The organism is Streptomyces sp. NPDC031497, assembly GCF_055580905.1.
On sequence record NZ_JBVIKO010000006.1, the window covers coordinates 450359 to 476694 of the forward strand.

Annotated in this window: 27 protein-coding genes; 19 read left to right on the forward strand and 8 right to left on the reverse strand. The window is 72.0% G+C overall.

Annotation, left to right across the window (positions count from 1 at the left end):
* Window positions 1-5 precede the first annotated feature (5 nt).
* Entirely contained in the window at window positions 6-980 is a 975-nt protein-coding gene (locus ACZ5K7_RS15825) for an ABC transporter ATP-binding protein (RefSeq protein ID WP_468913922.1), read from the forward strand.
* Between the two features lie 4 nt (window positions 981-984).
* Window positions 985-2046: an ABC transporter ATP-binding protein gene (locus ACZ5K7_RS15830; RefSeq protein ID WP_468913828.1), complete on the forward strand. Its 1062-nt coding sequence runs from the start codon at window positions 985-987 to the stop codon at window positions 2044-2046.
* 245 nt (window positions 2047-2291) lie between these two features.
* On the opposite strand, the gene ACZ5K7_RS15835 is transcribed toward ACZ5K7_RS15830, so the two are convergent.
* Window positions 2292-4412: a prolyl oligopeptidase family serine peptidase gene (locus tag ACZ5K7_RS15835; protein ID WP_351704650.1), complete on the reverse strand. Its 2121-nt coding sequence runs from the start codon at window positions 4410-4412 to the stop codon at window positions 2292-2294.
* Between the two features lie 189 nt (window positions 4413-4601).
* Here ACZ5K7_RS15835 and ACZ5K7_RS15840 point away from each other — a divergent pair, with 189 nt between their 5' ends.
* The 8 genes from ACZ5K7_RS15840 (at window position 4602) to ACZ5K7_RS15875 (ending at window position 12287) form a co-directional block, all read left to right on the forward strand.
* Window positions 4602-4796 carry a hypothetical protein gene (locus tag ACZ5K7_RS15840; RefSeq protein WP_089098958.1) on the forward strand — a complete coding sequence of 65 codons (195 nt, stop codon included), beginning with the start codon at window positions 4602-4604 and terminating at the stop codon, window positions 4794-4796.
* Window positions 4797-4876: 80 nt separating this feature from the next.
* The gene (gene mshB / locus ACZ5K7_RS15845; RefSeq protein WP_468913832.1) at window positions 4877-5758 is read left to right on the forward strand and encodes an N-acetyl-1-D-myo-inositol-2-amino-2-deoxy-alpha-D-glucopyranoside deacetylase; all 882 of its coding nucleotides are present in this window, start codon (window positions 4877-4879) and stop codon (window positions 5756-5758) included.
* Window positions 5755-6171, forward strand: coding sequence for a DUF6113 family protein (locus ACZ5K7_RS15850; protein WP_351704656.1), 417 nt, complete (start codon window positions 5755-5757; stop codon window positions 6169-6171). The genes mshB and ACZ5K7_RS15850 overlap by 4 nt, the downstream gene beginning before the upstream one ends.
* A gap of 155 nt (window positions 6172-6326) precedes the next feature.
* Window positions 6327-8624 (forward strand): hypothetical protein, encoded by a 2298-nt coding sequence (locus ACZ5K7_RS15855; RefSeq protein ID WP_468913835.1) that lies wholly within the window; start codon window positions 6327-6329, stop codon window positions 8622-8624.
* A gap of 144 nt (window positions 8625-8768) precedes the next feature.
* A complete protein-coding gene (locus tag ACZ5K7_RS15860) occupies window positions 8769-9734 on the forward strand; it encodes an ABC transporter ATP-binding protein (RefSeq protein WP_468913838.1) in 966 nt (321 codons plus the stop codon).
* Window positions 9731-10471: an ABC transporter permease gene (locus ACZ5K7_RS15865; protein WP_468913840.1), complete on the forward strand. Its 741-nt coding sequence runs from the start codon at window positions 9731-9733 to the stop codon at window positions 10469-10471. Before ACZ5K7_RS15860 ends, ACZ5K7_RS15865 begins: the two co-directional genes overlap by 4 nt.
* A gap of 5 nt (window positions 10472-10476) precedes the next feature.
* Window positions 10477-11676 (forward strand): sensor histidine kinase, encoded by a 1200-nt coding sequence (locus ACZ5K7_RS15870; RefSeq protein ID WP_468913925.1) that lies wholly within the window; start codon window positions 10477-10479, stop codon window positions 11674-11676.
* Complete coding sequence (locus ACZ5K7_RS15875; protein ID WP_351704668.1) at window positions 11673-12287, forward strand: response regulator transcription factor; 615 nt, start codon at window positions 11673-11675, stop codon at window positions 12285-12287. Before ACZ5K7_RS15870 ends, ACZ5K7_RS15875 begins: the two co-directional genes overlap by 4 nt.
* Window positions 12288-12490: 203 nt before the next feature.
* On the opposite strand, the gene ACZ5K7_RS15880 is transcribed toward ACZ5K7_RS15875, so the two are convergent.
* Window positions 12491-13378 carry a transglutaminase-like and tetratricopeptide repeat-containing protein gene (locus tag ACZ5K7_RS15880; RefSeq protein ID WP_351704671.1) on the reverse strand — a complete coding sequence of 296 codons (888 nt, stop codon included), beginning with the start codon at window positions 13376-13378 and terminating at the stop codon, window positions 12491-12493.
* 46 nt (window positions 13379-13424) lie between these two features.
* Window positions 13425-14429: a GNAT family N-acetyltransferase gene (locus ACZ5K7_RS15885; RefSeq protein WP_468913844.1), complete on the reverse strand. Its 1005-nt coding sequence runs from the start codon at window positions 14427-14429 to the stop codon at window positions 13425-13427.
* 140 nt (window positions 14430-14569) lie between these two features.
* On the opposite strand from ACZ5K7_RS15885, the gene fdxA reads away from it, so the two are divergent.
* Both fdxA and ACZ5K7_RS15895 read left to right on the forward strand, forming a co-directional pair.
* Complete coding sequence (gene fdxA, locus ACZ5K7_RS15890) at window positions 14570-14890, forward strand: ferredoxin (protein WP_007495984.1); 321 nt, start codon at window positions 14570-14572, stop codon at window positions 14888-14890.
* Window positions 14891-15045: 155 nt separating this feature from the next.
* Complete coding sequence (locus ACZ5K7_RS15895; RefSeq protein ID WP_468913928.1) at window positions 15046-16140, forward strand: bifunctional succinyldiaminopimelate transaminase/glutamate-prephenate aminotransferase; 1095 nt, start codon at window positions 15046-15048, stop codon at window positions 16138-16140.
* A gap of 173 nt (window positions 16141-16313) precedes the next feature.
* Here ACZ5K7_RS15895 and ACZ5K7_RS15900 read toward each other — a convergent pair whose 3' ends face one another.
* Both ACZ5K7_RS15900 and ACZ5K7_RS15905 read right to left on the reverse strand, forming a co-directional pair.
* Window positions 16314-16748, reverse strand: a complete 435-nt coding sequence (locus ACZ5K7_RS15900) for an ATP-binding protein (RefSeq protein WP_351704677.1) — start codon at window positions 16746-16748, stop codon at window positions 16314-16316.
* Window positions 16749-17029: 281 nt separating this feature from the next.
* Complete coding sequence (locus ACZ5K7_RS15905) at window positions 17030-18040, reverse strand: VldE C-terminal domain-containing protein (protein ID WP_351704680.1); 1011 nt, start codon at window positions 18038-18040, stop codon at window positions 17030-17032.
* 93 nt (window positions 18041-18133) lie between these two features.
* On the opposite strand from ACZ5K7_RS15905, the gene dapE reads away from it, so the two are divergent.
* A complete protein-coding gene (gene dapE / locus ACZ5K7_RS15910; protein ID WP_351704683.1) occupies window positions 18134-19213 on the forward strand; it encodes a succinyl-diaminopimelate desuccinylase in 1080 nt (359 codons plus the stop codon).
* 104 nt (window positions 19214-19317) lie between these two features.
* Window positions 19318-20076 (forward strand): LOG family protein, encoded by a 759-nt coding sequence (locus ACZ5K7_RS15915; protein ID WP_351704686.1) that lies wholly within the window; start codon window positions 19318-19320, stop codon window positions 20074-20076.
* Between the two features lie 106 nt (window positions 20077-20182).
* Here the strand turns inward: ACZ5K7_RS15915 and folP are convergent, their stop codons facing one another.
* Complete coding sequence (folP, locus tag ACZ5K7_RS15920) at window positions 20183-21043, reverse strand: dihydropteroate synthase (RefSeq protein WP_468913850.1); 861 nt, start codon at window positions 21041-21043, stop codon at window positions 20183-20185.
* A 165-nt stretch (window positions 21044-21208) separates the two neighbouring features.
* Here folP and ACZ5K7_RS15925 point away from each other — a divergent pair, with 165 nt between their 5' ends.
* Together ACZ5K7_RS15925 and ACZ5K7_RS15930 are read left to right on the forward strand one after the other, a co-directional pair.
* The gene (locus ACZ5K7_RS15925) at window positions 21209-21559 is read left to right on the forward strand and encodes a DivIVA domain-containing protein (protein WP_351704692.1); all 351 of its coding nucleotides are present in this window, start codon (window positions 21209-21211) and stop codon (window positions 21557-21559) included.
* Window positions 21556-22143 (forward strand): DNA-3-methyladenine glycosylase I, encoded by a 588-nt coding sequence (locus ACZ5K7_RS15930; protein WP_351704695.1) that lies wholly within the window; start codon window positions 21556-21558, stop codon window positions 22141-22143. The genes ACZ5K7_RS15925 and ACZ5K7_RS15930 overlap by 4 nt, the downstream gene beginning before the upstream one ends.
* A gap of 72 nt (window positions 22144-22215) precedes the next feature.
* On the opposite strand, the gene chcB is transcribed toward ACZ5K7_RS15930, so the two are convergent.
* Entirely contained in the window at window positions 22216-23019 is an 804-nt protein-coding gene (gene chcB / locus ACZ5K7_RS15935; protein WP_468913852.1) for a 2-cyclohexenylcarbonyl CoA isomerase, read from the reverse strand.
* A 379-nt stretch (window positions 23020-23398) separates the two neighbouring features.
* On the opposite strand from chcB, the gene ACZ5K7_RS15940 reads away from it, so the two are divergent.
* The gene (locus tag ACZ5K7_RS15940; protein WP_004950282.1) at window positions 23399-23566 is read left to right on the forward strand and encodes a DUF3117 domain-containing protein; all 168 of its coding nucleotides are present in this window, start codon (window positions 23399-23401) and stop codon (window positions 23564-23566) included.
* A gap of 120 nt (window positions 23567-23686) precedes the next feature.
* Here the strand turns inward: ACZ5K7_RS15940 and ACZ5K7_RS15945 are convergent, their stop codons facing one another.
* On the reverse strand, window positions 23687-24385 hold the full coding sequence (locus ACZ5K7_RS15945; protein ID WP_351705232.1) for an O-methyltransferase: 699 nt from the start codon (window positions 24383-24385) through the stop codon (window positions 23687-23689).
* A gap of 163 nt (window positions 24386-24548) precedes the next feature.
* On the opposite strand from ACZ5K7_RS15945, the gene sigE reads away from it, so the two are divergent.
* Window positions 24549-25337, forward strand: coding sequence for an RNA polymerase sigma factor SigE (gene sigE / locus ACZ5K7_RS15950; RefSeq protein WP_351704701.1), 789 nt, complete (start codon window positions 24549-24551; stop codon window positions 25335-25337).
* Window positions 25334-26293: an anti-sigma factor family protein gene (locus tag ACZ5K7_RS15955; RefSeq protein ID WP_468913856.1), complete on the forward strand. Its 960-nt coding sequence runs from the start codon at window positions 25334-25336 to the stop codon at window positions 26291-26293. The genes sigE and ACZ5K7_RS15955 overlap by 4 nt, the downstream gene beginning before the upstream one ends.
* The last annotated feature ends 43 nt before the right edge of the window (window positions 26294-26336 follow it).

A 26336-nucleotide genomic window follows, 5' to 3' on the forward strand; every position in this document is an offset into this window, starting at 1 on the left:
CCACCGTGCTGCTCGAAGTGCGCGACCTGCACGTGGAGTTCCGGACCCGGGACGGGATCGCGAAGGCGGTCAACGGGGTCTCCTACGCCGTCGACGCCGGGGAGACGCTGGCCGTGCTGGGGGAGTCCGGATCGGGGAAGTCGGTCACGGCCCAGGCGGTGATGGGGATCCTGGACGCGCCGCCGGGGCGGATCGGCGGGGGCGAGATCCTCTTCCGGGGGCGGGATCTGCTCAAGCTCAGGGAAGAGGAGCGGCGGAAGATCCGGGGCGCCGAGATGGCCATGATCTTCCAGGACGCGCTGTCGGCGCTGAACCCGGTGCTGAGCGTGGGCGACCAGCTCGGCGAGATGTTCGTCGTGCACCGGGGGATGTCCAGGAAGGCCGCGCGGGCCAAGGCGGTCGAGCTGATGGACCGGGTGCGGATCCCGGGCGCCGCCCAGCGGGTGCGGGACTATCCGCACCAGTTCTCCGGGGGCATGCGCCAGCGCATCATGATCGCCATGGCGCTGGCCCTGGAACCGGCGCTCATCATCGCCGACGAGCCGACCACGGCGCTGGACGTCACCGTCCAGGCCCAGGTCATGGACCTGCTCGCGGAGCTGCAGCGCGAGTACCGCATGGGGCTGATCCTGATCACCCACGACCTGGGCGTGGTCGCGGACGTCGCCGACCGGATCGCGGTGATGTACGCGGGGCGGATCGTCGAGTCCGCGCCGGTGCACGACATCTACAAGGCGCCGGCGCATCCGTACACGCGCGGGCTCCTCGACTCCATCCCGCGCCTGGACCAGAAGGGGCAGGAGCTCTACGCCATCAAGGGCCTGCCGCCCAACCTCATGCACATCCCTCCGGGCTGCGCCTTCAACCCGCGCTGCCCCATGGCCCAGGACGTGTGCCGCACCGACGAGCCACCGCTGTACGACGTGGACCGACACCGGGGCAGCGCCTGTCACTTCTGGAGGGAGTGCCTCAATGGTTGACGCGATGGTTGAGCCGATCCTGGAAGTGAGTGGACTGGTCAAGCACTACCCCTTGACGCAGGGCATCTTGATCAAGAAGCAGATCGGTGCGGTCAAGGCCGTCGACGGTGTCGACTTCGTGCTCAACAAAGGAGAGACCCTCGGCATCGTCGGGGAGTCCGGCTGCGGCAAGTCGACCGTTGCCAAGATGCTCGTCAATCTCGAGCGGCCGACGGCGGGGTTGATCAAGTACAAGGGCGAGGACATCACCAGGCTGTCCGGACGGGCGCTGAAGGCCGTCCGCCGCAACATCCAGATGGTCTTCCAGGACCCGTACACCTCGCTCAACCCCCGGATGACCGTGGGCGACATCATCGGCGAGCCGTACGAGATCCACCCCGAGGTGGCCCCCAAGGGCGACCGGCGCAAGCGGGTCCAGGACCTGCTGGACGTCGTGGGTCTCAACCCCGAGTACATCAACCGCTATCCGCACCAGTTCTCCGGCGGCCAGCGGCAGCGCATCGGCATCGCGAGGGGGCTGGCGCTGCGCCCCGAGGTGATCGTCGCGGACGAACCGGTGTCCGCGCTGGACGTCTCCGTGCAGGCCCAGGTGATCAACCTGCTCGACCGGCTCCAGAACGACTTCGACCTGTCGTACGTCTTCATCGCCCACGACCTGTCGATCGTGCGGCACATCTCGGACCGGGTCGGGGTGATGTACCTCGGGCGGATCGTGGAGATCGGCAAGGACGAGGAGATCTACGAGCATCCGACCCACCCCTACACCCAGGCGCTGCTCTCCGCGGTGCCGGTGCCGGATCCGGAGGCCCGGGAACACCGGGAGCGGATCATCCTGAGCGGGGACGTGCCGTCGCCGACGAACGTTCCGTCGGGGTGCCGGTTCCGCACGCGGTGCTGGAAGGCGCAGGAGCGCTGCGTGCTCGAGGTGCCGATGCTCGCGGTGCCCGCCGTGTTCCGGCTCGGGTCGGGGCCGGCGGCCCATGACTCGGCCTGCCACTTCGCGGAGGAGAAGCGGGTGGTGCCGCCGGAGGGGCCGACGGACGATCTTGCCGACGGGGGTGCGTAGCGGGACGAACCGGGGTCAATCTCGTTAACACACAGGCAACTTCGGCGACCCGGTCCCGATATACGGACGCGGCACGCTTAACAACGTACGGCCGTGCGGGTGCCGTAAACGGGCCGGGACGCGCCATGTCGTCCCGGCCCGTTGCCCCTTTCTGCGCCTAAACCGGCGCCGCTCTCGCGGACCTGGCTGGTCCTTCGTCGTGGTTCCTCACTTATGGATTGCGGTGCTCTGTGGAGCGCTGGCGCTCAGCCCAGTCCGAGAGTGCGCCGGAGGAAGTCCAGCTGGAGCAGCAAGAGGTTCTCCGCCACCTGTTCCTGCGGGGTCATGTGGGTCACGCCCGACAGGGGCAGGACCTCGTGCGGGCGGCCCGCGGCCAGCAGGGCGCTGGACAGGCGCAGTGAGTGGGCCACCACCACGTTGTCGTCCGCCAGGCCATGGATGATCATCATCGGGCGGTGCGGTTCGGCCGCGTCGACCAGGCCCGCGTCGTCGATCACCGAGTTGCGGCGGTACACCTCCGGCTGCTCGCCCGGGTGACCGATGTAGCGCTCCTGGTAGTGGGTGTCGTACAGGCGCAGGTCGGTCACTGGGGCGCCCACCACCGCCGCGTGGAAGACGTCCGGACGGCGCAGCGCGGCGAGGGCGGCGAGGTAGCCGCCGAAGGACCAGCCGCGGACGGCCACCTTGGTCAGGTCGAGCGGGAAGTCCGCGGCGAGCGCCTGGAGCGCGTCGACCTGGTCCTGCAGGGCGATCGCCGCGATGTCGTCCTTGACGGACTTCTCCCAGGCCGGGGAGCGGCCGGGGGTGCCCCGCCCGTCCGCGACGACCACCGCGAACCCCTGGTCGGCGAACCACTGTGAGGTGAGGTGGGCGTTGTGCGCGGCGACCACGCGCTGGCCGTGCGGACCCCCGTAGGGGTCGAGCAGAACCGGAAGGGGAGTGTCCCCGTGGTAGTCCCGTGGCATAAGCACGGCGCACGGAATTCGGCGTGCGCCCCCCTCGGTGAGTGTCACGCGCGGGGACAAACCGGGATCTTCGGCGTATGACGTGACAGTTGCCAGATGTTTTCCGTCACGCAGCACCTGGACGTGGGCGCCCGGCCGGTCCAGTGCGGCGGACACCAATACGGTCACGCCCCCGGCGCGCGCGGCCGTGTGCACGCCGGGCTCCTGCGACACGCGCTCCACGCCGAGTTCGTTGACGCGGTAGACGTGTACCTCGCCGATTTCGGGGGACTCGGCCTCCTCGCCGGCGGACGCGGAAACCAGCACGTCATCGGCGGTCACGTCGAGAACCGCACGGATGTGCAACTGGGCGCCTGTGAGGGGTCGTTCACCCACCGCGAGCACCCGGGCGCCGCCCTCGTCGGCGATCCGGACCAGCTGTCCGGAGGGGCTCCAGCAGGGCACTCCACCGAAAAGTTCAAGCCATGTTGGATCTTCGTCGGCGTGCACCATCCGGGTCGCCCCCGACCCCGGGTCCACGGCGAGGAACAGCTGGCTGCGCTGGTCGCGCGCCTGTACGAGCAGTAGCGGCGCACCCGCCTCTGACCAGTGCACACGCGCCAAGTAGGGGTAGCGCGCCCGGTCCCAGGAGACCTCCGCGCGCCCCCCTTCGAGGTCGTAGGCGAACAGCCGTACGTCCGCGTTCTCGGTGCCCGCCGCCGGGTAGGCGACATGATGTGGCTCACGCTCGGGGTGGGCGGGGTCGGCGATCCACCACCGCTGTACCGGCGTGTCGTCCACCCTGGCCACGAGCAGCCGGTCGGACCCCGGCGACCACCAGAAGCCGCGCGAACGCCCCATCTCCTCGGCCGCGATGAACTCGGCCAGTCCATAGGTGACCTGTTCCGACTCGGGCTCCGCCAGCGCCCGGTCGCCCGCTCCGTCGGCGCCCACGACCCGCAGGGCGCCCTCCGCGACGTACGCGACCTGGCGGCCGTCAGGGGACGGGCGCGGGTCGATCACCGGCCCGGGGACCGTGAGTTCGCGTGCCGTGCCGGCCCTGAGCTCCGCCGTGAAAAGCCGCCCTGACAAGGCGAAAGAGGCCAGCTCCAGGGTCGCGTCGGTGGCGTAGCCGACGATGCCGGCACCGCCCTCACGGCTGCGTTCGCGACGGGCCCGCTCCTGTGCCGAGAGGTGTTCGTCGGCGCCGCCGAGCAGGGTGCGCGGATCGGCCGCGAGGCGCTCCTCACCGCTCGGCACATCGAGAATCCACAGGGAATTGGCCCGGTCCGTACCGGAACCGGAGCGCAGGAACGCCACGCGGGAGCCGTCGGGGGCCACGGTGAACGCGCGCGGCGCGCCGAGCGTGAAACGCTGGGTGCGGGCGTGCCGGCGGGGGAATGAGACAGCCTCGGTCTTCATGCCCCGACCATATTGGCCATGCGCCCCCTTGTGCGGCCGTGCGCCGAGCGATGCGCGAGCACGCATAGTTATGATCACTACCGCTGAGTGGGTATGAACCTGCTGGCTTGCGCATGGATTTGCTGTACCGATCTACAACCCCCATACCCGAACCCCCCGCGTCCCTGGGATCTTTGGAGGTGAGCCGCCGTGGCACTCTCGATTTCGGCGGTGGTGCTGCTGGCGATCATCGTCTTCTTGCTGATCAAGAAGTCGGGTCTGAAGGGCGGGCATGCGGTCGTCTGCATGCTGCTCGGTTTCTATCTGGCATCCTCGACCATCGCGCCGACGATCAGCGATCTGACGACCAACGTCGCCAGCATGATCGGCAGCATCAAGTTCTGACCCGGACCACCTTCCGACCCGGTCGACCTCGTCGACCGGGTCTGCGCGGCGCTGTCGGTGGCGTTTCGTAGGGTGGGCACATGACGGAACCGCCCGCCCGACCGCTGCCCGCCCGGCGTCTGCTGCTCGTGCACGCGCACCCGGACGACGAGTCGATCAACAACGGCGCCACCATGGCCCGCTACGCGGACCAGGGCGCCCACGTGACGCTGGTCACCTGCACCCTCGGTGAGGGCGGCGAGGTCATCCCGCCCGGGCTGCGGCATCTGACCGGTCCCGCGCTGGGCGAGTACCGGCGGGGCGAGTTGGCCGCCGCCATGCGCGAGCTGGGCGTCGGCGACTTCCGGCTGCTCGGCGGCCCCGGCCGCTACCAGGACTCCGGCATGATGGGCACCGCCGACAACGACGACCCGCACTGCTTCTGGCAGGCCGACGTCGACGAGGCCGCCGGGCACCTGGTCGAGGTGATCCTGGAGATCCGCCCCCAGGTCCTGGTCACCTACGACGACAACGGCGGGTACGGCCACCCGGACCACATCCAGGCCCACCGAGTCGCCGTGCGGGCCGTGGAGCTGGCCGCCGAGGCCGGCCACCGCGTCGCCAAGGTCTACTGGAACCGCGTCCCGCGCACGGTCGCCGAGGCCGCCTTCGCCCGCCTCCGGGACGATCTGCCGGGGCTGCCGTTCGCCAAGGCCGCCGCCGTCGACGACGTACCGGGCGTGGTCGACGACCGCCGGATCACCACCGAGATCGACGGCACCGCCTACGCCACCGCGAAGACCGCCGCGATGGCCGCCCATGCCACCCAGGTCGAGGTGGCGCCGCACGGCGCCCCCTGCTTCGCCCTGAGCAATGAGCTGGCGCAGCCCGTATTCATCACCGAGTACTACGAGTTGGCGGTCGGCGAGCCGGGCGCGGCGCGCGAGACCGATCTCTTCGCCGGTATCAGGGAGGCGTCATGAGCTCCGCAGGACGTGGCTCGATGCTCGCGCAACCGTTGCAACGGCCCCCCGCCGGGCGGATCGCCGCCCTGTTCGGGCTGGTCGTGCTCGGCGCCCTGGTCGGCCTCGCCGGGGCCCTCGTCCAGGCCGCCTGGTTCCCCGGTGGGCTGCTGCTCGCCCTGGCCGGCGCCGCCGGGCTCTTCCTCGGCGGGGCGCGGGCACTGGGCAGTCGGTCCGGGGCCGCGGCGCCCGCGTTCGGCTGGGTCGTCGCCGTCATCCTGCTCACCGCCAGCAGACCCGAGGGCGACTTCCTGTTCGGCGCGGGAGGCGGTTCCTATCTCTTCCTGCTCGGCGGCATGGCGCTGGCTGTGATCTGCGCCACTATAGGTTTCGGGCGGCAACCTGACACGGACGGCGCCCGACTTGGCAAGTGACGTACCACTTCGCCGTGGGGCGCGCGTGCGAGTCCGGTGTGGGTTTCCCCAGCGGTCATGGGATAAGCGCCAGAAGTGGCCAGTATGGTGGTGCGCGCCGCCGAGCCGCCCGAGCAAGGTCGAACGGGCGGCGGAGCCAACCGGGAGAACCTGCCTTGAGTCGTGAAACTGACACTCCTTCCTCCGGGCCCGACGGGCACGGGGGAGCCGCATACCCCTCGGGCACACCGCCGTACGGGACCCCCATGGCTTCCGACGACGGAAAGGGCGCGGGCCGTTCGGCCGCGCAGCCTGAGGAACGCAAGACCGAGACCACGCTGACGACCCGGATCCGGATCAACATCCCCGGATCCCGGCCGATTCCGCCGGTGGTCGTCCGTACCCCTGTCCCGGACGCCGAGGGCGGCACCGGCGAGGAGACGGGCACGCACGCGCAGCCGACGGCCGCCACCATGTCCACCGGCACCGTCGAGCCGCCCGCCGAGACCGCGCCCGCCACCGGTGAGAAGTCCAGCGACTGGTTCGCGCCGCGCAAGTCCGGCCCCGCCAAGGGCGGTCAGCGCGGCGGCGCCACCAATGGCGCCGGGACGCCCGGCGGTTCGCCCGCCGCAGCGCCGAACGGCCCGGCCGCACAGGGCACCCCCGGTGCCCCGCGTCCGAACGGCGGCCGCCCCGGCGGTGTCGTCGGCTCCATGAGCGTGCCCGGCACGTCCCGGCCCGGCGCGACCAACGGCGCGGGGCTGCCCACGGGCGCGACCGGCGGCCCGGTCGCTCCCGGGCACGGCGGCGGCACCGGCTCCTTCGACGTGACCGAGGCGCTCGCCGCGGGCCCGCTCGGCGGCCCCCGGGGCGGCGCCAGGGGTCCCGGCGAGCCCCGCCGCGACGAACTGCCGTACTTCACCGAGAACGGCGGCCAGAACGGCGCCCAGCCCGGCCCCGGCGCGCCCGGCGGCGGCCCGGCCGGTCCCGGCGGCCCCAGCGGCTTCAACGGCCCCGGCCTGCCCGGCGGCCCCGGCGGCCCGCAGGGCCCGGCGGGCCCCACCGGCGGCCCGGTCACCGGCAACGGCCCGTTCATCCCACCGGTCAACGGCGGTGAGTCCTTCGGCGCGCCGGGCGGCCCCGCCGGCCGCGTTGCCGGTCCGGGCGGTCCCGGCGCCGGCCGTGGTGGCGGTCCAGGCGGCCCCGCCGGCCGTCACGCCCAGGCCGGACCCGGCGCGCGCACCGCCCCCGCCGGTCCCGGCCTCGGCCCCGGCGGTGGCCTGAGCGACGACACCGCGATCCTCACCCCGCAGAAGCCCGCCCCCGAACCGGGCACGCCCGGCTACGGCTCCCCGGCGGACAACGTCTCCGGACACACCGTCACCAGCGGCATCCCGGTCGTACCGCCGGGCGCGAACTCCCCGTTCGCGTCGGGCGCGCCCGGCGAAGGCCCGCTGCCGCACACGCCCCCCAAGCTGCCCGAACCGGTCTCGCCGCCCCCGGCCGAGTCCAAGAGCAAGGCCAAGGCGAAGAAGAAGCGCGGCAAGCTGCCGCTGCTCGTCGGTGTCGTGGTGGTCGCCGGTCTCGGTGTCTACGGCGCCGGGCTCCTGATGAACCACTCCGACGTGCCGAAGGGCACCACGGTGCTCGGCGTCGACATCGGCGGCGGCACCCGCGACGACGCCGTCAAGAAGCTCGACGACGCCTTCGGCTCGCGGGTGAACAAGCCGCTGAAGCTGTCGGTCGACGGCAAGGCCGTCTCGCTGCCGCCGGACCAGGCGGGCCTGCAGTTCGACATGCAGTCCACGGTCGAGGAGGCCGCCAAGAGCGACTACAACCCGGTCTCCGTGATCGGGGCCCTGTTCGGCCAGCAGCGGGTCGTCGAGCCCGCCATGCCGGTCGACGAGGAGAAGCTCCAGGCCGCCCTCAAGGGCCTCGGCAGCGGCTCCGGCTCGGCCAACGAGGGCACCATCAAGTTCACCTCCGGCAAGGCCGTCGCGGTCTACGGCAAGGCGGGCAAGGGCATCGACGCGGCCGCCTCCACGAACGCGGTCAAGCAGGCGTACGAGTCGATGGTGGAGACGGGCGCGGCTTCCGCGGTCGCCGTACCGACGACCACCGTGCAGCCGACGGTCTCCAACGCGGAGGTCGACCGCGAGATGAAGGCGTTCGCGGAGCCGGCGATGTCGGGCCTGGTCACGGTCAAGACGGACACCGGCGTCCCGCTGCCGATGAGCCCGCAGAACTCCCTGTGGAAGTTCCTCCGGGTCAAGGCCGTCAACGGCAAGCTCGTCGACAGCCCCGACCTGAACGCGCTCAAGGAGCTCTACGGCAGCACCTTCGACGGCGTCAAGATCACCCGCGCCAGCGGCGAGAAGACGGCCGTCACCCCGCAGGACGTCTACGTCGCCCTGCGCCAGGCGTTGCTGAGCAAGACGAACCGGGTGGGTGTCATCAAGACGAACCCGAGCTAGTCGAACAACAACGATGAGGGGGCGCCCGGTACTCACCGGGCGCCCCCTCTCGTCGTGTCACGTGCTGCTCATGACATCTGTCATGCGGCTCTCCGGACGCCCGACACTGCCCCCGACCCTGCCCCCGCGGCCAGCATGGACGGCATGACAACGACAGCGGCGACGACGGCCACCGGCACCCCGGTCGTCGGGTTCGACCAAGTGAGCAAGACCTACGGGAGTGTGCGGGCCGTCGACGGGCTCTCGCTGCGGCTGCACCCGGGGGAGACCGTGGCCCTGCTCGGGCCCAACGGCGCGGGCAAGTCGACCACGCTCGACCTGCTGCTCGGCCTCAAGCAGGCCGACACCGGCACGGTGAGCGTCTTCGGCATGACCCCGCGCGAGGCCATCGTCGCCGGCCGGGTGGGCGCGATGCTGCAGAGCGGCGGCCTGATGGACGAGGTCACGGTCGCCGAACTCGTCAAGCTCGCCTGCCAGCTGCACCCCAAGCCCTACAAGGTCAGCGACGTCCTCGCCCGCGCGGGCATCTCGGGGATCGCCGACCGCAAGGTCAACAAGCTCTCCGGCGGCCAGTCCCAGCGCGTCCGCTTCGCCCTCGCCACCGCCGGCGACAGCGACCTGATCGTCCTGGACGAGCCCACCACCGGCATGGACGTCTCCGCCCGCCAGGCGTTCTGGGCCACCATGCGGGAACAGGCCGACCAGGGGCGGACGGTCCTGTTCGCCACGCACTACCTCGAAGAGGCCGACGCCATCGCCGACCGGGTGCTGGTGCTGCACCGCGGGCGGCTGCTCGCCGACGGAACGGCAGCTGAGATCAAGGCCAAGGCGGGCGCCCGGCGGATCTCCTTCGACCTGGAGGGCGAGATCGACGAGGAGGCGCTGCGGGCGCTGCCGTTCCTCACGGCCGTCACTGTGTCAAAAAGCGGCTCCGCTGCGGGCAGCGGCCAGACGATCCGCATGCAGTCGTCCGACGCCGACGCCACCGTCCACGCCCTCTACGGCCTGGGCGTCTACCCCCGCAACCTCGAAGTCGCCGGGCTCGGCCTGGAGCAGGCGTTCGTCGCCATCACGGAGGCCGAAGAGGCCAAGGAGGCCACGCAGTCGTGAACGCCCTGATCAAGCTGGAGCTCGCCCGGGCCCTGCGCAACCGCAAGTTCCTGTTCTTCTCGGTGATCTACCCGTCGATCATCTTCCTGCTGGTCGCCGGCCAGGGTGACACCACCCAGACCGTCGACGACTCGGGGCTCTCCCTCGCGGCCTACGTCATGGTCTCCATGGCCTCCTTCGGCGCCCTCACCGCCGTCCTGATGGGCAACAGTGAGCGCATCGCCAGGGAGCGCGAGAGCGGCTGGGTACGGCAGCTGCGGCTGACCACCCTGCCCGGGCGCGGTTACGTCCTCGCCAAGACCGCCAGCGCCGCCGTGGTGAGCCTGCCGTCCATCGTGGTCGTCTTCCTGATCGCCGCGGCTGTGAAGCACGTACGCCTCGACGCCTGGCAGTGGTTCGCCCTCACCGGCGCGATCTGGGCCGGCAGCCTGGTCTTCGCCGCACTCGGCGTCGCCATCGGGTATCTGGCGAGTGGCGACGCGGTCCGCCCGATCACGATGATCACCTACTTCGGCCTGTCGATCCTCGGCGGCCTGTGGTGGCCGTCCTCCTCCTTCCCGACCTGGCTCCAGGACATCGCGAAGTGGCTGCCCACGCACGCGTACGCTGCCCTGGGACGGGCCATCGAACAGAGCCAGGCCCCGCAGGCCAAGGACATCGCCATCCTCGTCGTCTACTTCGCCCTGTTCGCGGGCGGCGCGGCCTGGCTGTACCGGAAGGACACGCTGAAAGCGTGAGCATGATGACGGAAGACCTGCGGCCCGAGGAGGAAGCCCGGGCGAACCGGCTGGTACGGATCGGCCAGCCGCCCCGGAGCCGGGGCGAGGCGATGCGCAAGATGGTGTGGGTCCTGCCGTGGCTGTTCTTCCTGGCCTCCCCGGCGCAGGACCTGGCCTCCGGCCACCACTCCACGGGGGCCACGGCGGCCGGCTGGGCGGGCCTGACGGCCTTCGTCGGGATCTACCTGACCATCGTCTTCCGCTCCATGGGCAGGCCCTTCCGGGGCTGGATCGTCACCGCCGCCATCGCCGTGGAGTGGACGCTCGCGGTCACCCTGGCCTTCAGCCTCGGCGGCTCCTGGTTCGGCCTGTTCGTGTACGTCTCCGTGATGTGCGGAGTGACCTTCCCGCTGCGGGTCGCCTACTGGACGATCCCGCTGACCACCGCCGCCATGATGCTGGCGGGCTGGTACGTCCACGACATGGACGAGGCCTGGGGCCTGTTCCTGGTGGTGCTGCTGGTCGGCTTCTCCATGACCGGCGTACGGCAACTCGTCGCCACCACCATCGAGTTGCGCAAGGCCCGCGCCACCGTCGCCCAACTCGCCGCCAACGAGGAGCGGTTGCGCCTCGCCCGGGACCTGCACGACCTGCTCGGCCACTCGCTCTCCCTCATCACGCTGAAGAGCGAGCTGGCCGGCCGGATGCTCCCCGACCACCCCGACAAGGCGGCCCAGCAGGTCTCCGACATCGAGCAGGTCAGCCGGCAGGCCCTGGTGGACGTCCGCGAGGCGGTCACCGGCTATCGGCGGCCCCGGCTCGCCGACGAACTGGCCGGCGCCCAGGTCGCCCTGACCGCCGCCGCGGTCACCGCCGAGGTCCCGGCCGACCCCGACCTCGCCGGAGTGCCCGAGGACGGCGAGGCGGCGCTCGCGTGGGCGCTCCGGGAGGCGATCACCAACGTCGTCCGGCACAGCGGCGCGAGCGCCTGCACGGTCGAACTGCTGCGCCGCCAGACCCTCGACGGACCGGTCCTCGAACTCGCCGTCGAGGACAACGGCTCGGGCGGCTCCGGCAAGGGCCCCGGCAACGGGCTCACCGGGCTCACCGAGCGGCTGGAGAAGGCCGGCGGCACGCTGGAGGCGGGGCGCCTGAAGCGCGGTTTCCGGCTGGTCGCCCGGGTCCCGCTCGGCGTCGGCGGGGCCGTAGGATCCCGGGCATGAGCAGCACGATCAAGGTCCTCCTCGCCGAGGACCAGTCGATGGTCCGGGAGGCGCTGGCCGCCCTGCTGGGGCTGGAGGACGACATCGAGGTCGTGGCCCAGGTAGCGCGCGGTGACGAGGTGCTGGCGGCGGCGCGGGCGCACGGCATCGACGTGGCCCTGCTCGACATCGAGATGCCGGGCTGCACCGGCATCGAGGCGGCGGCCCAGCTGCACCAGGCGCTGCCCGCCGTGAAGCTGGTCGTCCTCACCACCTTCGGGCGGCCCGGCTATCTGCGCAGCGCGATGGAGGCGGGCGCCGACGCGTTCCTGGTCAAGGACGCCCCCGCCGCCCAACTCGCCGAGGCCGTCCGCAAGGTCCTGGCCGGCGAGCGCGTCATCGACCCCACCCTGGCCGCCGCGGCCCTGGCGGAGGGCGCCAACCCCCTGACCGACCGCGAGCGGGAGGTCCTGCGCGCGGCGGCCGACGGTTCCACGAACGCGGAGCTGGCGGCGGCGCTGCACCTTTCGCAGGGGACGGTACGCAACTACCTCTCGACGGCCATCCAGAAGCTGGCGGTACGCAACCGGGCGGAAGCGGTCCGCATCGCGAGGGAGAAGGGCTGGCTCTAGGGCCTGTCTGACAATTCCCGTCTGCCTCACGACGCCATGCACGCACTCTCGCCGCACCGGGCGCAGACCCAAGTACGTCCAGTACGAGGGCCTACGCCCGGCGCGCCGAGAGCACGCACCTGACGCCGCGAGGCCGCCCTCCGGGCGACGACGGGAATTGTCAGACAGGCCCTATAGCGCCCGACCCGCGGCAGGTGCCCTTCTCAGTTCAGCCGGGCCCGGGCCGCCCGGGCCTCGCCCCGCACCTTCTCCGCCGCCCCCTCGTCGACCACGTCGATCAACTCCGCGTACTCCTCCAACTCCTCGGCGCCGTCGACGAAGTCACCCCGCTCCACCAGCAGCCGCGCCCGGTCGTACCGCAGCCGGGCCGGGTGCGCGGGCATCCGCAGCGACAGGTCCACGGCCCACAGGCCCACGTCCGACCGCTCCGGCCGGGCCGCCGCCCATGCCCGTACGTTGTTGAGGATCCGCCGTACGACGTCCAGAGGCTCCGCCGGCTCCAGCATCGACGGTTCCAGCGGCACCCCCGCCGCCCCCACCACCAGCGTCTGCGCGTCCGCCCCGCTCAGCACCCGCCCCCCGTCGAAGGGATCGGCCAGCACCTGCTCCTCCGCCGGCCCGAACCCCACCACGAAGTGCCCCGGCAGCGCGACCCCGTACACCGGCGCCCCCGCCCGCCGTGTCACCTCCAGCCACACCACGGACAGCAGGATCGGCAGCCCGCGCCGCCGGCGCAGCACCTCGTGCAGCAGAGAGGACCCCAGCCGGCGGTAGTCCGCGGGGGTGCCGTGGAAGCCGAAGCGTTCGCCCAGCACCCGGTGCGCCGCCGTGGCCCAGGCGAGCGGCCCGTCCGGCCGGTACGGCAGCTGTCCGGCCAGCCGGTCCAGCTCCATCTGCGCCGCGTCGATCCCGGCCTCGTCCAGCGAGCCGTCGGCCGCCGCGCCCAGCAGCAGACACAGCGTCGCCAGATCGGGCCGCTCGGACCGCGCCTCCTCGGCGAACCGCTCCCTCACCTCGGCGGCCCGCTCCGGCGACGGCGGACGCAGCTGCGGACGTGGATCGGGATCGGGATCTGGATACGGGGGATGCATAGCTGTTCGGTGCCCTTCCGGAACGATCCGTACCGCGGCGGCGGCCTCAGCGGCCGTCCGCCTCCGGCGCCCTGTAGTGGTGGTACGCGTGGTGCGCCCCGAACCCCAGCCCGGTGTACATCGCCCGCGCCCCCGTGTTCTCCGCCTCCACCTGGAGCCAGGCCGCGGACGCGCCCTCCTCCAGCGCCCGCCGGGCGAGCGCGGCCATGACCTCGGTGGCCAGCCCCCGGCGCCGGAACGCCGGATCTACCTCGACGGCGGCGAACCCGGCCCACCGGCCGTCCACCACCAACCGCCCGATCGCCGCCGGGGCCCCCTCGCCGGGCACGGTCGCGAACCACACGGACGGCCCTCCGCCCAACACCCGCAGGGCGACCTCGCCGACCCCCTTGCGCTGGTAGCGCGCCAGCCAGGCCTCGTCGGCCGACCGGGAGAGCACCACACCGGCCCCCTCCGCCCGGTCCGCCACCGGCGCCAGCGCGCCGGTCCACAGCTCGGCGCTCACCTCACGCACCCAGCCCCGCCGCTCCAGCTCCGCGCAGAGCAGCTCCTGCGTGCCCTCCGCGCCGGTCGCGGTCTGCACGTAGGCGGGCAGCCCGCGCTCGCCGTACCAGCGCCCCACGGCATCCAGGGCCGCGTCGAGCGGCAGCCCCGGGTCGCCGAGCGGCAGGACGCTGTTGGCCCGCCGGGTGAACCCCCCTGCGGCCCGCAGCTCCCACTCGCCCAGCCGCTCGCTCTCCACCGGCCGCCAGCCGCGCGAGGCGACACGCGCGAGCTCCCGGTAGGTCGCCGCCGGTCCCCGGCGACGCGCCGGAGCGGCCGGCACGGTCTTGGCGGCCACCAGCGCGGACTCCGGTATCCGGACGATCTGCCCGTCCCGCCTGGTGATCGTCAACACGCCGGCGTCGTCCCATGATGTGAGAACACCCACCGTGTCGGTGAACTTCTCCTCGGCGACGCCATTTCCGGCCAAACGGCGCACGGAGACCCGTTTGCCCACGTCAGCGGCGGTGATACGGACCTCGAAGCGTCCTGCGGCCGAGATTTCCACTGGTCAGTTCACCCCTCCTGTTCGGATCATGCCCCAGAACGGAGATACTAGGTGCGGGCATCGACGACGCCGCGCTCCCGCGCGCCAGGCGGCGGAGCCTACGGAGGCCCGCCAGCGCCCAATCGAGGAGGAACGACAGCGTGACCTACGTCATCGCGCAGCCTTGTGTCGACGTGAAGGACAAGGCGTGCATCGAGGAGTGCCCGGTCGACTGCATCTACGAGGGCCAGCGGTCCTTGTACATCCACCCGGACGAATGCGTTGACTGTGGTGCCTGTGAGCCGGTCTGCCCGGTCGAGGCGATCTTCTACGAGGACGACACTCCGGAGGAGTGGAAGGACTACTACAAGGCCAACGTCGAGTTCTTCGATGAGCTCGGCTCTCCCGGGGGCGCCAGCAAGCTGGGCCTGATCGAGCGCGACCACCCCTTCGTCGCCGCGCTGCCCCCGCAGGCCGAGTAAACCCGTACCGGCGGCCAGGCCGAGCAAGCCGTGACGGCGGCCCGCCGCACCACCGTGCCGCCTCGGTCCCGTACGGCCTGATCGCACCCGATCGGCGCCTGCGGGACCGAGGCGTTTGCCGTACCGGTCGTACCGAAGAAAGTGAGCCAGTGACCGTGTCCGCAGTCTCCGACCGTCTGCCCACCTTCCCCTGGGACAAGCTGGAGCCGTACAAGAAGACGGCAGCGGCGCACCCGGACGGCATCGTCGACCTCTCGGTCGGCACCCCGGTGGACCCGGTCCCCGACCTGATCCAGAAGGCCCTGATCGACGCGGCGGACTCGCCCGGCTACCCCACGGTCTGGGGCACCCCGGCGCTGCGCGACGCGATCACCGGCTGGGTCGAGCGCCGCCTGGGCGCCCGTGACGTCACCCACCGCCACGTCCTGCCGATCGTCGGCTCCAAGGAGCTCGTCGCCTGGCTCCCCACCCAGCTGGGCCTCGGCCCCGGGGACAAGGTCGCCTACCCGCGCCTCGCCTACCCGACCTACGAGGTCGGCGCCCGGCTGGCCCGCGCGGAGTACGAGGTGTACGACGACCCGCGCGACCTGGATCCGGCGAACCTGAAGCTCCTCTGGCTGAACTCCCCGTCCAACCCGACCGGCAAGGTCCTCTCCCGGCGGGAGCTGACGGAGATCCTCGCCTGGGCCCGTGCCCACGGCGTCCTGGTCTTCTCCGACGAGTGCTACCTCGAACTGGGCTGGGAGGCCGACCCGGTCTCGGTCCTGCATCCGGACGTGAACGGCGGCTCGTACGACGGTGTCGTGGCCGTGCACTCCCTCTCCAAGCGGTCCAACCTGGCGGGCTACCGCGCGGCCTTCCTGGCCGGCGACCCGGCGGTGCTCGGCCCCCTCCTGGAGATCCGCAAGCACGGCGGCATGATGACCTCGGCACCGACGCAGGCGGCGGTCGTGGCGGCCCTCTCCGACGACACCCACGTCCAGGAACAGCGCGAGCGCTACGCGTCCCGCCGCGGCCTCCTCCGCGAGGCGCTGGTGGCCCACGGCTTCCGCATCGAACACAGCGAGGCGAGCCTCTACCTGTGGGCGACGCGGGACGAGTCCTGCTGGCAGACGGTGTCCCACCTGGCCGAACTCGGCATCCTGGTGGCACCGGGCGACTTCTACGGCGAGGCGGGCGAAAACTTCGTCCGCGTGGCCCTGACGGCGACGGACGAGCGCGTACGGGCGGCCGTGGAGCGGCTTTCCTAGAACGTGCCCCGGCCGGAGCGCCCCTTCGGGGGCGCGGGCGGTGCCCACGTGCGGCTCCGCCGCGCGGGCGCGAACACCCCCCACGGCTCGCAGCCGACGCAACGGAAAGGGACCCAGGGAAAACCCCGGGTCCCTTCTGCGATCACCGGCCTGAGACGACCGGCGTAACGGCGTCAGCCCCCGATGGGGAGCCCCTTCACCGGCAGCCCCCCCTTGGCGAGCCCGTCCGTCGGCAGCCCACCCTTCGTTGCCGTGGCCGCCGTCTCACCCAGCAGCCCACCGGCGGAGCCGGCCGCGTCGCCCGCGGCGTGCTGCACCACCGGCGCCGCCACCTTGACGGCCTTGCCACCGGTCTTGCCCGCGGCCGGCAGTGCCGACTCGACCGCCTTGCCACCGGTGTGGCCGACGGCCCCGGCGACGTTCTGCGCCGCGGCGTCGGCGGTGTTGCCGACGCTCGCGCCGTCCAGGGCGGTCATACCACCCAGGTTCGGGGTGGCCGGCAGACTCGGGGCCGCGCTGGCGGAGCCGGCCGCACCGACCCCGGCAGCCGCTCCCGCTGCGACGAGCAGCGCGGCACGGGCGATCCGGCGGGTCAGAGGGAGGGACATGATGCTCCATTCGACGGGAGGGAACGTGATCGCCGTGACTACCGCTCGAAGCCCGCGAAGGTTGCGGAGGCCCAAGGTAAAGAATTGATAACGCATCGCATTATCGGGTGTGGATAAAAATGGGCAAAGAGTGCCTGGGTCGAGACCTCGCCGAGACCTGCAGAATCCTTACGGCCTCGTGTTCCCAAGGGATTTCGCCCATGTGTGAGTGGCCGTGCGAAAACCTGCGCGCATCATGCGCGCGATCCGCCCGGCCCGACCCGCAGGAGTGAAAGGCCGAACTACTGCCCGGTCACGATCCGCACCGACCCCGCGGACTTCTCGGCCCCGCCCGTGCCCTGCGCACCGGCCGTCGCCTGCCACTGGCTGTCCGTGCTCCCGGCGGACCACTCCCGGCCGGCGTACGACACGCGCTGGATGTGCAGCGCCGAGGAGTTGGCGACCGCCCAGTGCGCCAGCTGCCAGCCGCGCTCGCGCTCGGTGCGCCCGGACTTGTCGGTCTTCCCGCCCTCCGGCACCGGCACGGTCACGGTCCGCCCGTGCGCCGTGGCGGTCACGCTCGGCGTCGGTGTCGGCGAACCCGCGGACGAGCCGTTCACCTCCGCGCCGGCCTCCTCGACCGCGTCCCGCCCGAAGTCCCGTACCAGCGCGGTCCGTACCGCGTCCGGACCCGTCGCCGTCGCCGTGGCCGCCTCGGTCGTGGCCGCCGGGCGCCCGTCGCAGGTCAGCGTGGCCGCCGCCTGCCCGGTCAGGGCCGCCGCGAGCAGCGTGGCGTCCGTCTCGTGCTTGGCGTACGCCTCCGGGTAGCCGCTGCGCTGCACGCGCTGCGCGGCCACCGTCAGCGGCAGGGTCTCGTAGTCGCGCACCTTGGCCAGGTGGGCGTAGAACATGCCCGCCGCGTACGCCGGGTCCAGGATCTGCTTCTCGGTGCCCCAGCCCTGCGAGGGCCGTTGCTGGAACAGGCCCAGTGAATCCCGGTCGCCGTGCTCGATGTTGAGCAGCCCCGACTCCTGGAGCGCGGTCGCCAGGGCGATGGCCACCGCCCGCTCGGGCATACCGCGCCCGGTGCCGACGGCGGCGATCGTCGCCGCGTTCACCGCCTGCTCGGGCGTGAACTCGTACGACTCGCTGTCGCTGCGGCCCGAGACGACCTTGCAGCCCTCGGCGCCACCGCCGCCGGTGACGTACTGGACGACCAGATAGGCGGCGACGGCGCACAGAATGAACAAACCCGACACGAAACGCAGGGCACGGCGGCGACGCGTGGGGCGGGTGGGGGACGGCTCTGGCACGCGTACAACATACTGGAGAGTACGAGGCGATCACCCCCGGGTCCGGAAGCCTGTGAACATGCCCGCCGGGCGGCGCGCGTTAGGGTCGGGGCCATGGCCGACACCTCGCTTGACCTCACGCTGGACGCGGCCGCGCTGACCGCGCGACTCGTCGACTTCCCCTCGGAGAGCGGCACCGAGCAGCCGCTCGCGGACGCGATCGAGGCCGCGCTGCGTGCCCTGCCGCACCTGACGGTCGACCGCCACGGCAACAACGTGATCGCCCGCACGAACCTCGGCCGTCCCGAGCGTGTGATCCTGGCCGGCCACATCGACACCGTCCCGATCGCGGACAACGTGCCGTCCCGGCTGGACGAGGACGGCGTGCTGTGGGGCTGCGGCACCTGCGACATGAAGTCCGGCGTGGCGGTCCAGCTGCGCATCGCGGCCACCGTCCCCGCCCCCAACCGCGACCTGACCTTCGTCTTCTACGACAACGAGGAGGTCGCCGCCCATCTCAACGGCCTCCGGCACGTCGCCGAGGCGCACCCGGAGTGGCTGGCGGGCGACTTCGCGGTCCTCCTCGAACCGTCGGACGGCGAGGTCGAGGGCGGCTGCCAGGGCACCCTGCGCGTCCTTCTGAAGACCACGGGCGAGCGGGCCCACTCCGCGCGCTCCTGGATGGGCGCCAACGCGATCCACGCGGCCGCTCCCATCCTCGCCCGGCTCGCCGCCTACGAGCCGCGCTACCCGGTCATCGACGGCCTGGAGTACCGCGAGGGCCTCAACGCGGTCGGCATCTCGGGCGGCGTGGCCGGCAACGTCATCCCCGACGAGTGTGTGGTCTCAGTCAACTTCCGGTACGCGCCCGACCGTTCCGAGGAGGAGGCGATCGCGCACGTCCGCGAGGTCTTCGCCGACTGCGGGGTCGAGGAGTTCGTGGTCGACGACCACAGCCCCGGTGCGCTGCCCGGCCTCTCCCACCCGGCCGCGGCCGCCTTCATCGAGGCGGTCGGCGGCACCCCGATGCCCAAGTACGGCTGGACCGACGTCTCCCGTTTCTCGGCGCTCGGCGTCCCGGCGGTCAACTACGGCCCCGGCAACCCGCACTTGGCCCACAAGCGGGACGAAAGGGTGGAAACCGCCAAGATCCTGGCGGGTGAGGAGCGGCTGCGCGCCTGGCTGACCCGCTGAGCCACCCGGCGGCGCTTCGCACCGGACATGCTGACGTCCCGCGCCCGTAACCCGGGTGGATCTACGCTGGGGCGGATACACCTGCAAGCGGAGGGAGCGCACATATGCCTACCGGGAACCCCGAGGGGAAGAAGGTGCCGCCGGACGAGCAGCGCCTGGGACCGGTCCTCCGACGCCGCGGTCAGGTGACCGCGAGCACGACGGACCAGCGTCTGCTGGACGCGGGCGGCCCCTCCGACTGGGTCCACACGGACCCCTGGCGGGTGCTGCGCATCCAGTCGGAGTTCATCGAGGGCTTCGGCACGCTCGCCGAACTCCCGGCCGCGATCAGTGTGTTCGGCTCGGCGCGGACACCGGTGGACTCGCCGGAGTACGACGCGGGAGTGCAGCTGGGCCGCGGCCTGGTCGAGGCCGGCTGGGCGGTCATCACGGGCGGCGGCCCGGGTGCGATGGAGGCGGCCAACAAGGGCGCCCTGGAGGCCGGCGGTGTCTCGGTCGGCCTCGGCATCGAGCTGCCCTTCGAGCAGGGCCTGAACGCCTACGTCGACATCGGCCTGAACTTCCGCTACTTCTTCGTGCGGAAGATGATGTTCGTCAAGTACGCGCAGGGCTTCGTGGTACTGCCCGGCGGCCTCGGCACCCTCGACGAACTCTTCGAGGCGCTCACCCTCGTCCAGACTCAGAAGGTCACCCGCTTCCCGATCGTGCTGTTCGGCAGCGCGTACTGGGGCGGCCTGGTCGACTGGCTCAAGAACACCCTGATCGCCCAGGGCAAGGCGAGCGAGAAGGACCTGCTGCTGTTCCACGTCACGGACGACGTGTCGGAGGCGGTGGCTCTGGTGTCGAAGGAAGCGGGCCGCTAGGAACCGCTCGTCTCCCGCCCGCCCCGGTTCGTGCACCTCTCGACTCACCGGGTCGAGTGGCGGGCGGGCAGGGGGTCCGGGGGTCCGGGGCGGAGCCCCCAGGACGCTACGCCAGCCCGCGCCGGGCGACCGCCGGGGGCCGGTGGCCCGCGATCGACGCCACCATGTCCAGGACCTGCCGCGTCTCCGCCACCTCGTGGACGCGGTACACCTGGGCCCCCAGCCACGCCGACACCGCCGTCGTCGCCAGCGTGCCGATCACGCGTTCCTTCACCGGCCGGTCCAGCGTCTCGCCCACGAAGTCCTTGTTGGACAGGGAGACCAGCACCGGCCACCCCGTCCCGACCATCTCGCCCAGCCGCCGCGTCGCCTCCAGGCTGTGCCGGGTGTTCTTCCCGAAGTCGTGCCCGGGATCGATCATCACCGACTCCCGGGGCACCCCCAGCGCCACGGCCCGCTCGGCCAGCCCCAGGGTCACCCGCAGGATGTCGGCCACCACGTCGTCGTACGTCACCCGGTGCGGCCGTGTCCGCGGCTCCGCCTCACCCGCGTGCGTGCACACCAGCCCCACCCGGTACCGCGCGGCGACCTCCGCCAGCCCCGGATCGACCCCGCCCCACGCGTCGTTCAGCAGATCCGCCCCGGCCTCGCAGACGGCTTCCGCGACCGAGGCCCGCCAGGTGTCCACGCTGATCACGACGTCCGGGAACCGCCGGCGCATGTCCGCGACGAACCCGACGATCCGCCGGGCCTCCTCCTCGGCCGTGACCTCCTCGCCCGGCCCGGCCTTCACCCCGCCGATGTCGACGATCGCGGCCCCCTCGGCGATCGCCTGCTCCACGCGCGCGAGGGCGGGTTCGTCGTGGAAGGTCGCCCCCTGGTCGTAGAAGGAGTCCGGTGTCCGGTTCACGATGGCCATGATCACCGGTTCGTGCGGTGCGAATTCCCGCTTGCCCAGCCTGAGCATCGCCTGTGACCTCTCGTAGTAAGTCCCTCGGTACGACCGCCTGCGCCCCGGACTGTCAGACTCGCATGGCACGATCGGACACAGACACATTCGACACCGAGCACACTAGGCGCACTCGGCAGCACGAGTGCGCACCGAGCTTCATCGAGCCTGGGGGCCACCGCGATGGTTATGTTCCTGTTCCTGGTCGTCGCGCTCGCGGTCGTGGTCGCCGCGGTCACGCTCTCCGTGGTGAGCGGCGGCGAGAGCGGCCCGCTGCCCGAGGTGGCGCCCGAGCGCTTCCAGGACCCGCTGCCCCCGGACCGCCCGGTGAACCGCGCGGACGTGGAGAGCCTCCGCTTCCCGCTTGCCCCGCGCGGCTACCGCATGGCGGACGTGGACGACGCGCTCAGCCGCCTCGGCGCCGAACTCGCGGAGCGCGACGCACGGATCGCCGACCTGGAGTCCACGCTGGCCGGCGCCCAGGCCGCCCCCCACACCTCGTTGGCCAAGCCCGAGCCGGAGGACCGGCCGTGACCGACGGAGCGGCCGTGGCCGGACCGGACGGCAGACTGCGCTGCCCCTGGGCCCTGTCCACCGAGGACTACGTCGCGTACCACGACGAGGAGTGGGGCCGCCCGGTCCACGGCGACGACGCCCTCTACGAACGCCTCAGCCTGGAGGCCTTCCAGTCGGGCCTGTCCTGGATCACGATCCTCCGCCGCCGCCCCGGCTTCCGGGCCGCCTTCGCCGGCTTCCGGATCGAGAAGGTCGCCACGTTCACGGACGAGGACCGGGAGCGGCTGCTGGCGGACCCGGGCATCATCCGCAACCGGTTGAAGATCGACGCGACGATGGCCAACGCGAAGGCCCTGGCGGAGTGGGCGCCCGGTGAGCTGGACGAGCTGATCTGGTCGCACGCCCCGGAGCCGGGTACGTACCCGGCCCCGCAGACCATCGCCGACGTACCGCCGGTGACCCCGGAGTCGACGGCCCTGTCCAAGGCCCTGAAGAAGCGGGGCCTGCGCTTCATCGGCCCGACGACGGCGTACGCCCTCATGCAGGCGTGCGGCCTGGTGAACGACCATCTCGAAACCTGTGTGGCCCGGCAGACCCCGTGACGGACAGCGCCCCGTAAGGGGCCCGGGGAACTGCGCGCTGAGCCCCCACGCACCCGCAGTTCCCCACCAAGGTCACCGCCCCAAGTACTTCGGCTTCTCCTTGTTCACGAACGCCTGCACCGCGATCCCGTGGTCCTCGGAGGCCCCGGCCCGGGCCTGCAACTCGTCTTCCTTGTCGAGCGTCTCGTCGAGGGAGTGCGTCAGCCCGAAGGCGACGGCCTCCTTCAGCGCCGCATAAGCCACCGTCGGCCCCTCGGCCAGCTTCCGCGCGATCTTCTCGCCCTCGGCTCGCAGCTCGGCCGCGGGTACGACGCGATTCGCGATGCCCCAGGCGTACGCGTCCTGCGCGCTGATGCTCCGGGGAAAGAGCAGCAGGTCGGCCGCCCTGCCCGGCCCCACGACCCGCGGCAGCGTCCACGACACCCCGGAGTCCGCGGTCAGCGCGACCCCCGCGAACGACGTGTTGAAGGCGGCCGTGTCGGCGACCACGCGATAGTCCGCGGCCAGCGCGAAGCCGAGCCCGGCGCCGGCGGCGACACCGTTCACCGCGGCCACCACCGGCTTCGGCGCCCCGGCCAGCGCCCGCACGATCGGGTTGTAGTGCTCCCGGACCGTCGTCATCGTGTGCCCCGCCCCCGTCTCCCGGTCGGACGCGAGCAGCGTGATGTGTTCCTTGAGGTCCTGGCCCACGCAGAACGCCCGGTCTCCGGCGGCGGTCAGCAGGATCGCCCGGACGGCCGTGTCGGCCGCCGCTTCCCGCGCGACCTCCCGAAGCGCGACCTTCGTCGCGATGTTCAGCGCGTTCATCGCCTCGGGGCGGTTCAGCGTGATCGTCGCGAGTCCGTCGCTCACCTCGTAGAGCACGGTGTCGGTCATGGTGCGTCCCCTCCGTCGTCTCCGTCGTCGCGGCCGACGTACCGCTCAGTACGTCGATGTCCGAAGGACAGCATGGCGGAGATCCCCGTCCGGGGACCGGACCCGTCGTGTGACCTGCGTCAAAGAAATCCGAAGCCGACTCGGTCGGCGTAAGGACGCGGGGCGGCGCAGTATCGCAGTCACATCGCCGAATTGAGTGGTTTTGCTCGCGCGCGTTGCCCAAGCGATGCCGACTGATGTTGGTCATCGGGTCCTGAGATGCGGGATAATGGCTTGGAAGCAATGTGTTCGATGCCGGTGCCGCGTGTCCCGCCAGGATCGCGCGTGCCCTCGTGGGCCGTCGGCAGACGATGAGCTGTTTTCAGGAAGGGGAACCAGCATGGCGGCCATGAAGCCGCGGACGGGTGATGGCCCGCTCGAGGTGACCAAGGAGGGGCGGGGCATCGTCATGCGCGTTCCGCTCGAAGGCGGCGGTCGGCTCGTCGTCGAGCTGACCCCTGACGAGGCCGCGGCGCTCGCCGACGCCCTCAAGAACGTCGTCGTCTGAGGCGTCGCGACCACACCCTTTCGGCCGCCCCGGCATCGTATGCGGTGCCGGGGCGCTGCCGTACCCCCGGGTCCTGCGCCGCCGCGGTCCCGTCGGTGTCCCGCCGCGGTCTCGCCGGAGTCAGCGCTTGACGGCGCAGAGCAGTCCGTCGCCCACCGGCAGCAGCGACGGCAGCAGCTCCGGGCTCTCCCGGACCGTGCGCAGCAGCTCGCGCAGCCGCAGCACCTCGGTCGGCTGCGGCCCGGAGTCGACCGTACGGCCGTTGGCGAAGACGCCCTCGAAGACCACCAGGCCGCCCGTGCGCAGCAGGCGCAACGATTCAGCGAGATAGTCGGAGTACTCCAGTCGGTCGCCGTCGCAGAAGACCAGGTCGTAGCCGGCGTCCGCGAGACGGGGGAGGACGTCGAGGGCGCGGCCGGGAATGAAGCGGGCCCGGTTGCTGGCGAAGCCGCAGGCACGGAAGGCCTGCCGGGCGAACTGCTGGTGCTCCGGCTCGGGGTCGACGGTCGTCAGGACACCGTCCGCGCGCATGCCGTGCAGCAGGTGCATCCCGGAGACCCCGCACCCGGTACCGATCTCGGCGACCGCCTTGGCGTCCACGGAGGCGGCGAGCAGACGCAGCGCGGCACCCGTGCCGGGCGACACCGAGCGCAGCCCTGCGTCGCGGGCCCGGTCACGGGCCCACCGCAGCGCTTCGTCCTCGGCGACAAAGGCGTCGGCGAACGCCCAGCTCGTCTGCCGGTTGCCGGTAATGACCCTCTCCTGTCCCCGTGGTTGCCTGGGCGTGACTGTATCCGTTGGTGCCGGGAACCCGCAGATGGGACCAGGCGTTTAGAGGGGTGGAAGACGAGGCGGGGGGACACGAATGGATCACGATGCCGAGACGGCGGTCGAGCGACCGCTGACGCGGCTGGACGAGCCGTATCAGCAGAGATCAAATTCTTGTAAAACCGCTTATCCGGTGCTAACGGGCGAGGTGGCTATGGTAGGGGCTCCACTGGACACCACCAGAGCCGACAGGGGAGGTGCGGCCGCGCCTGGGGATCGGGGAGGAGCGCTACGGCGCTTCCTCGGATCGGCGGGCAGGCCGAAATCCGTGAACGACACCGCTGCTGACCCCAGCCACGCCGACGCGCTCGCCATGGGCGAGGACCGGACCGCGACCTTCTCCACCGACGCGGACGGGCAGGCATGGACTCCGCCCACGTGGGAGGAGATCGTCAGCACGCACAGCGGCCGCGTCTACCGCCTGGCCTACCGCCTCACCGGCAACCAGCACGACGCCGAGGACCTCACCCAGGAGGTCTTCGTCCGCGTCTTCCGCTCTCTGTCGACCTACTCGCCGGGCACCTTCGAGGGCTGGCTGCACCGCATCACGACCAACCTGTTCCTCGACATGGTCCGGCGCAAGCAGCGCATCCGCTTCGACGCCCTCGGCGACGACGCGGCCGAGCGCCTGCCCAGCCGCGAGCCCACCCCGTCCCAGGCCTTCAACGACGCGCACTTCGACGCCGACGTCCAGCAGGCCCTGGACACCCTGGCGCCCGAGTTCCGTGCCGCCGTCGTCCTGTGCGACATCGAGGGGCTGTCGTACGAGGAGATCGCCGCGACCCTCGGCGTCAAGCTCGGCACGGTCCGCTCCCGTATCCACCGTGGCCGCTCCCAGCTGCGCAAGGCCCTCGCGCACCGCTCCCCGGAAGCCCGCAAGTCGGAGCGACGCTCCTTTGTGCCCCGTGTTCCCGCACTGGGAGGAGGGGGCGCGTCCGCGTGAGTGGTTCACGACCGAAACCGGCCGAGCGGCAGCTCGCCGAGCAGCACCTGGGAGACCGACTCTCCGCCCTGGTGGACGGAGAGCTCGGTCATGAGTCGCGTGAGCGCGTCCTGGCCCACCTGGCGACCTGCGCCAGGTGCAAGGCGGAGGCCGACGCCCAGCGCGCCCTGAAGAGCGTCTTCGCGGAGGCCGCCCCGCCCCCGCCCTCCGAGAGTTTCCTGGCCCGTCTCCAGGGGCTGCCCGGCGGCGGCGACACGGACGGCTCGCCGTTCGGCGGCGGAGGTCTCTCGGGACGCCGGTCCGACAGCGGGGTCTTCGGCGTGAGCCAGGAGGACCGCTTCGAGTTCGGCTACGTCCCGGCCCACCCGCACGACTCGGCGGTGGCCGCCGGCCGCGGCTTCCGTATCCACCCCGTCAGCCGTCCGGACGCCGACCGCTCCGCCTCGCGCGGCATGCGGTTCGCGTTCGTCGCTGCCGGCGCGGTCTCGCTGGCCGCCGTCGCCCTCGGCGGGGTCACCGCGGGACTGCCCGGCTCCCCGGCCGCCGACGCCCGCAGCGGCACCGGCGGCGGCAGCGTCGCCCCGGCCGGTACGACGGGCACGGGCACCGCGAGCCCCGCCGACGCGCAGCGCCGCCGCTCGCTCTCGCCGCTGCTGTCCTCCGGCACCCTGCTCGGCAGCGCCACGACCGCGGCTCCCACCTCGGTCTCCGCGCCGCTGCTGCCCGGGGTCCCCTCCCCGGCCGCCGGAGAGAAGGCGCTGCGGGAACTGACCGCACCCGTGCTCGCCGGCGCGGCCGCCGTCTCCCCGCTGATACGACCGCTGACCACCAACGCGCCGTTCGCCCTCACCTCGTGGACCAGTACGCCCGAGGCGACCGGCGCCGCCCTGCTCGCCGCACCCGTCCCCGACACGACCTCCGCTCCCGCCCCCTCCTCGGCGCGCGCTCCCCGCTGACCGCCTGCCGAACGACCCCTGCGCGGTGACCCGCGAACCTGGT